Origin of the sequence: Bradyrhizobium sp. PRIMUS42 (assembly GCF_023006515.1) — a bacterium.
Classification (GTDB): Bacteria; Pseudomonadota; Alphaproteobacteria; order Rhizobiales; family Xanthobacteraceae; genus Bradyrhizobium.
The window spans coordinates 1-9,214 of the sequence record NZ_JALBGZ010000205.1; the positions used below are offsets into that span (position 1 = coordinate 1).

Below are 9,214 nucleotides of genomic sequence, written 5' to 3' on the forward strand. Positions count from 1 at the left end.
GACCTGTGCGGGCGAGGCGGGCATGCCGGCGACGATCATCGCGGGCGCGGCCGACTGCTCCTCGACGCCCGTACCGCCGAGCACCTGCACCTGCGTCGCCGAGATCGGCAAGGACTTCACTTCGTAAGAGGGAAGCTCGGCGGCGAAGGCGCCGGCCGAGCTCGCAATCACGGCGCCGGCAACGGCAATTATTGTGAGAACACGCATTGGAAAATCTCCGTTGAAGATGTCAATCGGAGGTTTGGTCGTGGCGATGCCGGAACAGGTTCGCTCGTGTGCGAACATTCTCATCGCCTCCGGCGCACATATTGGTTGCTTGATGCGAAAGGACGAGCCGATGCAGAAGCTTTTCGCGCCAATGTTTCCGGACGGTTTCGCGGCAGAGCCGATGCGCATCGCTTAGGGCTCTTGCAGAGCAAGCTGCCGGGCTTTGACCGGCGCGGCGCCTTGGGGAAAGCGCAGGATCATGGTCGTGCCGCGGCCGGGCGCGGAAGAGATGATCAGCTCGCCGCCATGGGCAGCGATGATCTCGCGAACGATCGACAGGCCGAGGCCTGCGCCGTCGCCGGCGACGTTGCCGGTCTGAAACGGCTCGGTCAGGCCGTGTTCGGCGCCATCGGGCAGGCCCGCGCCGTCATCGTGAATGGAGATGCCATCGCGGCTGAGCGTGGCAACGATGCGTTGCGCGCCATGGGCGTGAATGATCACCTGATCGATAGTCAGTGATCGACCGGCTCGTCGGCGCTCAGGTCACCGGCGCCGGATTGAACAGCGTGAGGTCGTTGTGGATGCCCCAGCGATCCGACCACGGTTTTGTGCGGCCAGAGGCGACATCGAGGATCAGGCGGAACAGGTCCCAGCCGGTCTCCTCGATGGTCTTCTCGCCGGTGGCGATGCGGCCGGCGTCGAAGTCGATCAAATCCTTCCAGCGGCGGGCGAGCTCGCTGCGGGTCGCGACCTTGATCACGGGCGCTGCCGCAAGGCCGTAAGGCGTGCCGCGGCCGGTGGTGAACACCTGCAGCGTCATGCCGGAGGCGAGCTGGAGCGTGCCGCAGATGAAGTCGGAGGCCGGCGTTGCCGCGAACAGCATGCCCTTCTGCGTCGCCTTCTCGCCGGGCGAGAGCACGCCGGCGATGGCGGAGGAGCCGGACTTGACGATCGAACCCAATGACTTCTCGACGATGTTGGCGAGGCCGCCCTTCTTGTTGCCGGGCGTGGTGTTGGCGCTGCGGTCGGCGCCGCCGCGGGCCAGATAAGAATCGTACCAGGCCATCTCGCGCACCAATGCGCGCCCGACGTCCTCGTTGATCGCGCGCCGCGTGAGCAACTGGATGGCGTCGCGCACCTCGGTCACTTCGGAGAACATCACGGTGGCGCCGGCGCGCACCAGAAGGTCCGCGGCGAAGCCGACGGCGGGGTTCGCGGTGACGCCGGAGAAGGCGTCGCTGCCGCCGCATTGCAGGCCGATGACGAGGTCGGCGGCCGGGCAGGTCTCGCGGGCGCGCTTGTTGAGGATTTTCAGGCGCGCTTCGGCCTGGGTCATGATCGCGTCGACGATCGCGCCGAAGCCGTCGAAGGCCTCGTCCTGCATGCGCACGATGGCGTCGCTGACGCCTTCCGGCACCAGCCGCTCCGGCGCGAGCTTCTCGCAACCGAGGCCGACGACCAGGATCTCACCGCCGAAGTTCGGGTTCAGCGCGATGTTCTGCAGCGTGCGGATCGGCACCACCGCATCGGGCGCGGTGATGGCGACGCCGCAGCCATAGGCGTGCGTCAGCGGGACGACGTCGTCGACGTTGGGGTACTTCGGCAGCAGCTCGGCGCGGATGCGCTTCACGGCGTATTCCATCGTGCCCTTGACGCATTGCACGGAGGAGGAGATGCCGAGAATATTTTTCGTGCCGACCGAGCCGTCCGCATTGCGGAAGCCCTCGAAGGTGAAACCTTCGAGCGGCGGCAGCGGCGCGGGGACGGCAGTCGAGATTTCGAGCTTGTCGAGGTCAGGGGCCTCCGGCATGCGGATGCGCGCCTCGTCCACCCATTCCCCGGCCAGGATCGGCGACAGCGCATAGCCGATGATCTCGCCATAGCGGACGATCGGTTGATCTTGCGCGATATCGACCAGCGCCGTCTTGTGGCCCTGAGGCACGAAGGCGCGCAGCGTCAGTCCGCAGGCGAAGCGGGAGCCGGCGGGTAGCCCGAAATCATTGACCACGATCGCGACATTGTCGCGCTCGTTGAGCTTGATATAGCGGGGCTGCTCTTTCGCTGCGACGTCCTGGTCCATCTGCGCTTGCCTCCGAAACCGTAGGGTGGGCAAAGGCGCAACGCGCTGTGCCCACCATTCTTCACGTCAAACGTAGGTGGTGGGCACGCTTCGCTTTGCCCACCCTACGATGTCTCAGCCCGGGAACGTATAAGCCGTCTTCACCGTGGTGTAGAACTCGCGCGCATACGAACCCTGCTCGCGGGCGCCGTAGCTCGAGCCCTTCCGGCCGCCGAACGGCACGTGATAGTCGACGCCGGCGGTCGGCAGATTGACCATCACCATGCCGGACTCGCTGTTGCGCTTGTAGTGCGAGGCGTATTTCAGGCTGGTGGTGCAGATGCCGGAGGCGAGGCCGAACTCGGTGTCGTTGGAGATCGCGAGTGCTTCCTCGTAGTTCTTGGCGCGGATGACGGCGGCGACCGGTCCGAAGATTTCCTCACGCGCGATGCGCATGTTGTTGTTGGCTTCGGTGAACAGCGCCGGCTGGAGGTAGTGGCCGGGCGTTTCGCGCTTGAGCAGTTCGCCGCCCCACGCGAGCTTGGCGCCCTCGTCCTGGCCGACCTTGATGTAGCGCAGGTCCTGGTCGAGCTGGCTCTGGTCGACGACAGGGCCGATATGCACGCCGGCCTTGAGCGCGTCGTCCACCGACAGGCCCTTCAGCCGTTCGGCCACCGCCGCGACGAAGCGGTCGTGGATGCCTTCAGTGACGATCAGGCGGGAGGAGGCGGTGCAGCGCTGGCCGGTGGAGAAATAAGCGCCGTTGACGGCGACCTCGACGGCCGTCTTCAGGTCCGCGTCATCGAGCACGACCAGCGGATTCTTGCCGCCCATCTCGAGCTGGAATTTCTTCATCGGGTTCGAGAGCACGCAGGCCTGCGCGATCTTGCGCCCCGTTTGCACCGAGCCGGTGAAGGAGATCGCGGCCACATCCGGGTGGTCGAGCAGGGTCTGGCCGACCACGGAGCCGGAGCCGACCACGAGATTGAACACGCCGGCGGGAATGCCGGAACGGGTGATGATCTCGGACAGCGCATGCCCCGAGCCCGGCACCAGCTCGGCCGGCTTGAACACCACGGTGTTGCCGTAGCAGAGCGCCGGCGCGATCTTCCAGGCCGGGATCGCGATCGGGAAATTCCAGGGCGTGATCATGCCGATGACGCCGACCGGCTCACGGGTGAGCTCGACGTCGAGGCCGGGACGCACCGAGGCGCCCTTCTCGCCGATCAGGCGCAGCGCCTCGCCGGCGAAGAACGCAAAGATCTGGCCGGCGCGGGCGACCTCGCCGATGCCTTCCGGCAGGGTCTTGCCTTCCTCGCGCGCGAGCAGGCGGCCGAGCTCTTCCTTGCGGGCGAGGATTTCGAGGGAAATCTTGTTCAGCGCGTCATAGCGCACCTGCGGCGTCGATTGCGCCCAGGCTGGGAAGGCGGCCTTGGCGGCGGCGATCGCCTTCTCGGTCTGCGCCTTGTCAGCCTTGGCGTATTCGCCGACGACGTCGTTGGTGTTGGAGGGGTTGATGTTCCTGGTGACGCCGGAGCCGTCGACCCATTCGCCGCCGATGAAGTTCTTCAGGATCGCAGTCATGTATTCCTCCAGAGTTTAGCGCACGAGGCAGGGACGTTTGTCGTCAAAGGTCCAGCCTGGGATCAGGTCCTGCATGGCAATAGCGTCATCACGGGCGCCAAGTCCATGCCGCTTGTAGAGGTCATGCGCCGCGTCGATGGCCGCCCTGTCGATTTCGATACCCAGCCCCGGCCGGTCCGGGACGGCAATCTTGCCGCCCTTGATCTGGAGCGGCTCCCTGGTCAGCGCCTGGCCGTCCTGCCAGATCCAGTGGGTGTCGATCGCGGTGACCTTGCCGGGCGCGGCGGCACCGACATGGGTGAACATGGCCAGCGAAATGTCGAAATGGTTGTTGGAATGCGAGCCCCAGGTCAGGCCGTTGTCGCGGCAGGTCTGGGCGACGCGCACAGACCCCTGCATGGTCCAGAAATGGGGATCGGCCAGCGGAATGTCCACTGCGCCGAGGCGCAGCGCATGGGAGAGCTGGCGCCAGTCGGTCGCGATCATGTTGGTCGCGGTCGGCAGCCCCGTGGCGCGGCGGAACTCGGCCATGATCTCGCGGCCGGAGAAGCCGGCCTCGGCGCCGCAGGGGTCCTCGGCATAGGCGAGGATGCCGTGCATGCCCTTGCAGAGGCTGACAGCTTCGTCCAGCGACCAGGCGCCGTTGGGGTCGAGCGTGACGCGCGCGTTCGGGAAGCGCTTTGCGATGGCGGTGACCGCCTCGATCTCCTGCTCGCCGCGCAGCACGCCGCCCTTCAGCTTGAAGTCGGCGAAGCCGTAATGGTCGTGGGTGGCTTCCGCGAGTCGCACCACGGTCTCCGGCGTCATCGCCTCCTGATGGCGGAGGTTGAACCACTCCGGCTTGCCGGTCTCGCCCGCGACGTAGTCCAGCCTGCTCTTGCGGCGGTCGCCGACGAAGAAGAGATAGCCGAGCGTCTCGACGCTCTTGCGCTGCAGGCCTTCGCCGAGCAGCGCCGCGACCGGCAGGTTGAGGTGCTGGCCGAGCAAATCGAGTAGCGCGGATTCGATCGCCGTCACCGCGTGGATCATGACGCGGAGATCGAACGTCTGCTTGCCGCGGCCCCCGGAATCGCGGTCGGCGAAGGCGGTGCGGACGTCGGCGAGGATGTTGTTCATCGCGCCGACGGTCTTGCCGATGACGAGATCGCGGGCGTCCTGGAGCGTCTGCCAGATCTTCTGCCCGCCAGGCACCTCACCGAGGCCGGTGTGGCCGGCATTGTCGGTGAGGATGACGATGTTGCGGGTGAAGAACGGGGCGTGCGCACCGCTGAGGTTGAGGAGCATGCTGTCGCGGCCCGCGACCGGGATCACCTGCATCGTCGTGATAACAGGTGCGCCGGAAATATCAGTCTGGGCCATCGCACGCTCCTCGCTGTTGTCGTCCTATTCTGCAGCCTGTTGTGACGATCGGATGGCGGGCAGATTCTTCACCAGCGCGGTCACTTCCGCGATCTCCTGCTCGGTGAGGTCGGTCAGCGGCGGGCGGACCGGGCCGGAATCGCGGCCGATCACCTTCATGCCGGCCTTGATGATCGAGACCGCATAGCCCTTCTTGCGGTTGCGGATCGCGATCAGCGGCAGGATGAAATCCTTCAGCCCGGCCTGGATCGTGGCGTGGTCACGCTTGCGCACGGCCGTGTAGAAATTGGTGGCGAATTCCGGCACGAAGTTGAACACGGCGGACGAATAGGTCGTCACGCCCATGTCGAGATAGGGCAGCGCGAAGGTCTCCGCGGTCGGCAGGCCGCCGACATAGGTCAGGCGGTCGCCGAGCTTGGTGTAGACGCGGGTCATCAGCTCGATGTCGCCGATGCCGTCCTTGTAGCCGACGAGGTTCGGGCAGCGCTCGGCAAGGCGGGCGAGCGTGTCGGGCTGGAGAATCGCGTTGTCGCGGTTGTAGACGATGACGCCGATCTTCACCGAGGCGCAGACCGCCTCGACATGGGCGGCAAGGCCGTCCTGCTCGGCATGGGTGAGATAGGGCGGCAGCAGCAACAGGCCGTCGGCGCCGGCTTTCTCGGCACCCACAGCGATCTCGCGGGCGATCGCGGTGCCATAGCCGGTGCCGGCAAGCACGGGCACGCGGCCCTTGGTCTCCTCGACGGCAATCTTGACGACGTGCGGAACCTCGGTCGGCGTCAGCGAGAAGAATTCGCCGGTGCCGCCGGCAGCGAACAGGCCGGCAACGTCGTAGCCGCACAGCCAGTCCATGTTGGAACGGTAGGTCGCCTCGTCGAAGGAGTAGTCCGCCTTGAACGGCGTGACGGGAAAGGACAGGAGGCCGGATCCGATCTTCTTGGCCATTTCCTGCGGGGTCATCTTGCTCACGGGCGCTGCTCCCTTATTGCGTGTTGAGGAGGACGCGGGGTCAAAGCCTGCGCGTCCATGCGCCGTGGTTTAGGAGACCGTTCGATACGCGTCCAAGCCAAAGCCTATATCGACCGATGCGGATTGAGCATCAATCCTCCGCCACCTCCGTGGAGGACAATTCACCGGCGATTTTGACCAGCGCCGAGAGCAGCGGATTCTCGTCGTCGCGGCGCCACACCATGAACAGCTCGACCGGCACGCGGCCCCGCAGCTTCAGCGGACGCAGCCGGACGTCGGAGATCTTCAAGCCCGCGGCCGCAGCCGGCACGATGGCAAGGCCCAGGCCGGCGCGCACCATGGCCAGGATCGAGTGGATCTGGCTGAGGTGCTGGACATAGCGTGGCAGCACGTCGGCGCGGGTGAATTGCGCCACCAAGAGATCGTGGAAGTAGCGGCTCTCATAGGGCGAATACATCACGAAGGGCTGGTCGTCGAAATCCTTGATGGTGATGCTCTCGACGTTCGCCAGCGGATGCTTCTTCGGGATCGCGGCGAGGAGGGGCTCGGCGACGACGCGGCGGCTGGTGAGCTCGGGGCGCGCGATCGGCGGCCTGAGCAGCCCGGCGTCGATCTGGCCCGAGGTCAGCGCCTCGAACTGGTCGCCCGACACCATCTCCTTCAGCGAGAAGTCGACCTCGGGCAGCTTGGCGCGGCACGCCGCGACGAGCTCGGGGAGGAAGCCGTAAGCTGCGGCGGCCGTGAAGCCGATCTTCAGCGAGCCGGTCTTGCCGAGCGCGATGCGGCGGGCGACTTGCGAAGCGCTTTCCGCAAGCTTGAGAATGCGGCGCGCCTCCGGCAGGAAGCTGCGTCCCGCAGGGGTGAGACGGACCGAGCGGCTGGTGCGCTCCAGCAGCGGCGCGTCGATGATGTGCTCGAGCACCTGGATCTGCCGGGACAGCGGCGGCTGGGTCATGTTCAGCCGCGCGGCGGCGCGGCCGAAATGCAATTCTTCCGCCACCGTGACGAAACAGCGGAGCTGGTTGAGGTCGAACATCGATACATGCCTTAGATGGATAAGGCGTTTCCCCGGCACTTCTAGCATCGATTACCCCCGAAACAAAGACGGCGGCTGTGAAGCCGCCGTTAAGTTGCCTGGTCAAGCTCCCATGGGAGCCCTCAGGAGGAACGTTTGAGCGTCAAGCGCTCGATCTTGCCCACGATCACGAGATAGGCGAATGCGGCCACCAGCGCATTGGCGCCGACGAACACCAGCGCGCCGTTGAACGAGCCGGTCGCGGCCAGGATGTAGCCGATCACGATCGGGGTGGTGATCGAGGAAAGGTTGCCGAAGGTGTTGAACAGGCCGCCCGAGACGCCGCCGGCTTCCTTTGGCGAGGTGTCGGAGACGACCGCCCAGCCGAGCGCACCGATGCCCTTGCCGAAGAAGGCGAGCGCCATGAAGCCGACTACCAGCGCCTGTCCGTCGACATAGTTACAGGCGATGATCGACATCGACAGCAGCATGCCGCCGACGATCGGGATCTTGCGCGCCATGGTCAGCGAGCCGGTCCTGCGCAGGATCGCATCGGAGATGATGCCGCCGAGCACGCCGCCGATGAAGCCGCACAGCGCCGGCAGCGTCGCGACGAAGCCGGCTTGCAGGATCGACAGCCCGCGCTCCTTGACGAGATAGACCGGGAACCAGGTCAGGAAGAAATAGGTCAGCGTGTTGATGCAGTATTGGCCGAGGTAGACGCCGAGCATCATGCGGTTGGAGAGCAACTGGCGGATGTGGTCCCAGCCGGAGCCGGCCTCGGGCGCACGCTCGCGCGGCAGATCGTCCTTGGGCGCGTCGAGATCGACCAGCGCGCCGCCTTCCCTAATGTAGTCGAACTCCGCCTCATTGATCGAAGGATGCTCCTTCGGGCCATAGATGGTCTTGATCCAGACGAAGCCCATGACGATGCCGAGCGCACCCATCACGAAGAACACGAAGCGCCAGCCGTAAGAGTGCGCGATCCAGCCCATCAGCGGCGCGAAGATCACGGTGGCGAAATACTGTCCCGAGTTGAAGAAGGCCGACGCGGTGCCGCGCTCGTTGCTCGGAAACCAGGCGGCGACGATACGCGCATTGGCGGGGAAGGACGGCGCTTCCGCAACGCCGACAAGCAGGCGCAGCGCGAACAGCACGGCGACGGCCGTACCGGCGCTGAGGAAGCCGACCCAGCCCTGCATCAGCGTGAACAGCGACCAGATGATGATGCTGAAGGCATAGACGATGCGCGAGCCGTAGCGGTCGAGCAGCCAGCCGCCCGGTACCTGCGCCACGACATAGGACCAGCCGAAGGCCGAGAAGATCCAGCCCATGGCGACGGGATCGAGATGAAGCTCCTTGGAGAGCGCGGGGCCTGCGATCGACAGCGTGGCGCGGTCGGCATAATTCACGGTGGTGACCAGGAACAACATGGTCACGATGAACAGCCTGACGCGAGACCTCCTCGCATCCGCTGCGGACACCACTGCGCTCATCAGGCGCCTCCTTGAACTCGACCCGTTTCCCCGAGACGAGTCCTAGAGGCGCGCGCGGCGAAGTGTCCAAGTTCAAGGCAGTATCGATCGATGCCGTTTTTGGATTGATGGAACGGCAGGTCGGGGGAACGATGTGGGCGCGAGGAGAATGTGCGAGCGGTCGTGATGCGCAAGATGATGCCGCACGCACCGCGGTCATTCCCGGCGAAAGCGGGGAATCCAGTACGCCGCGGCTTCCCGGTTCAATCACGGCTGCCGCGGAGCACTGGATCGCCCGCCTGCGCGGGCGATGACAGTGAAGGTTTGGAAAGCGCACGCTACAAGCCCGTCATTGCGAGGTGCTCTTGCGACGACGCAATCCAGAGTCTTACAGCGGAAAGATTCTGGATTGCTTCGCTGCGCTCGCAATGACGGTGTGGGGAGAGCTCGCGCCTGCGCTACTGCCTTGCGCTCGGCAACAGCTGCGGCAGGAATCCGCGCGTCACGCCCGGCGGCGCGGCATCCAGCCCCAGCACGGTGCTTGCG

At 65.6% G+C, this 9,214-nt stretch carries 9 protein-coding genes and 1 pseudogene; 2 read left to right on the plus strand and 8 right to left on the minus strand.

The features are described 5' to 3' along the window. Nucleotides 1-207 (minus strand): annotated as a pseudogene (locus MOV75_RS17185) (hypothetical protein); the annotation flags it as partial. Between the two features lie 40 nt (nt 208-247). Between MOV75_RS17185 and MOV75_RS17190 the strand changes: the two are divergent. Next, on the plus strand, nt 248-403 hold the full coding sequence (locus tag MOV75_RS17190) for a hypothetical protein (protein ID WP_247006243.1): 156 nt from the start codon (nt 248-250) through the stop codon (nt 401-403). On the opposite strand, the gene MOV75_RS17195 is transcribed toward MOV75_RS17190, so the two are convergent. The 7 genes from MOV75_RS17195 to MOV75_RS17225 all read right to left on the minus strand — a co-directional run bounded on the left by MOV75_RS17195 (nt 400) and on the right by MOV75_RS17225 (nt 8,689). Then, nucleotides 400-708, minus strand: coding sequence for a sensor histidine kinase KdpD (locus MOV75_RS17195; protein ID WP_246927016.1), 309 nt, complete (start codon nt 706-708; stop codon nt 400-402). The genes MOV75_RS17190 and MOV75_RS17195 overlap by 4 nt on opposite strands. 37 nt (nt 709-745) lie before the next feature. After that, complete coding sequence (garD, locus tag MOV75_RS17200) at nt 746-2,287, minus strand: galactarate dehydratase (protein WP_246927013.1); 1,542 nt, start codon at nt 2,285-2,287, stop codon at nt 746-748. 114 nt (nt 2,288-2,401) lie between these two features. Further along, the gene (locus tag MOV75_RS17205) at nt 2,402-3,850 is read right to left on the minus strand and encodes an aldehyde dehydrogenase family protein (RefSeq protein ID WP_246926999.1); all 1,449 of its coding nucleotides are present in this window, start codon (nt 3,848-3,850) and stop codon (nt 2,402-2,404) included. A gap of 15 nt (nt 3,851-3,865) precedes the next feature. Beyond that, a complete protein-coding gene (gene gudD, locus MOV75_RS17210) occupies nt 3,866-5,209 on the minus strand; it encodes a glucarate dehydratase (RefSeq protein ID WP_246926995.1) in 1,344 nt (447 codons plus the stop codon). A gap of 24 nt (nt 5,210-5,233) precedes the next feature. Next, entirely contained in the window at nt 5,234-6,178 is a 945-nt protein-coding gene (kdgD, locus tag MOV75_RS17215) for a 5-dehydro-4-deoxyglucarate dehydratase (RefSeq protein ID WP_246926978.1), read from the minus strand. 130 nt (nt 6,179-6,308) lie between these two features. Then, nucleotides 6,309-7,214, minus strand: a complete 906-nt coding sequence (locus MOV75_RS17220; RefSeq protein ID WP_246926975.1) for a LysR substrate-binding domain-containing protein — start codon at nt 7,212-7,214, stop codon at nt 6,309-6,311. 122 nt (nt 7,215-7,336) lie between these two features. Then, entirely contained in the window at nt 7,337-8,689 is a 1,353-nt protein-coding gene (locus MOV75_RS17225) for an MFS transporter (RefSeq protein ID WP_246926973.1), read from the minus strand. 62 nt (nt 8,690-8,751) lie between these two features. Between MOV75_RS17225 and MOV75_RS17230 the strand changes: the two genes are divergently transcribed. Continuing rightward, the gene (locus tag MOV75_RS17230; RefSeq protein WP_246926971.1) at nt 8,752-8,982 is read left to right on the plus strand and encodes a hypothetical protein; all 231 of its coding nucleotides are present in this window, start codon (nt 8,752-8,754) and stop codon (nt 8,980-8,982) included. Nucleotides 8,983-9,214 lie beyond the last annotated feature (232 nt).

Coding starts and splice junctions, on each gene's coding strand:
- MOV75_RS17220 (WP_246926975.1), bottom strand. CDS start 7,214: ATGTTCGACCTCAACCAGCTCCGCTGTTTCGTCACGGTGGCGGAAGAA.
- MOV75_RS17205 (WP_246926999.1), bottom strand. CDS start 3,850: ATGACTGCGATCCTGAAGAACTTCATCGGCGGCGAATGGGTCGACGGC.
- gudD (WP_246926995.1), bottom strand. CDS start 5,209: ATGGCCCAGACTGATATTTCCGGCGCACCTGTTATCACGACGATGCAG.
- garD (WP_246927013.1), bottom strand. CDS start 2,287: ATGGACCAGGACGTCGCAGCGAAAGAGCAGCCCCGCTATATCAAGCTC.
- MOV75_RS17225 (WP_246926973.1), bottom strand. CDS start 8,689: ATGAGCGCAGTGGTGTCCGCAGCGGATGCGAGGAGGTCTCGCGTCAGG.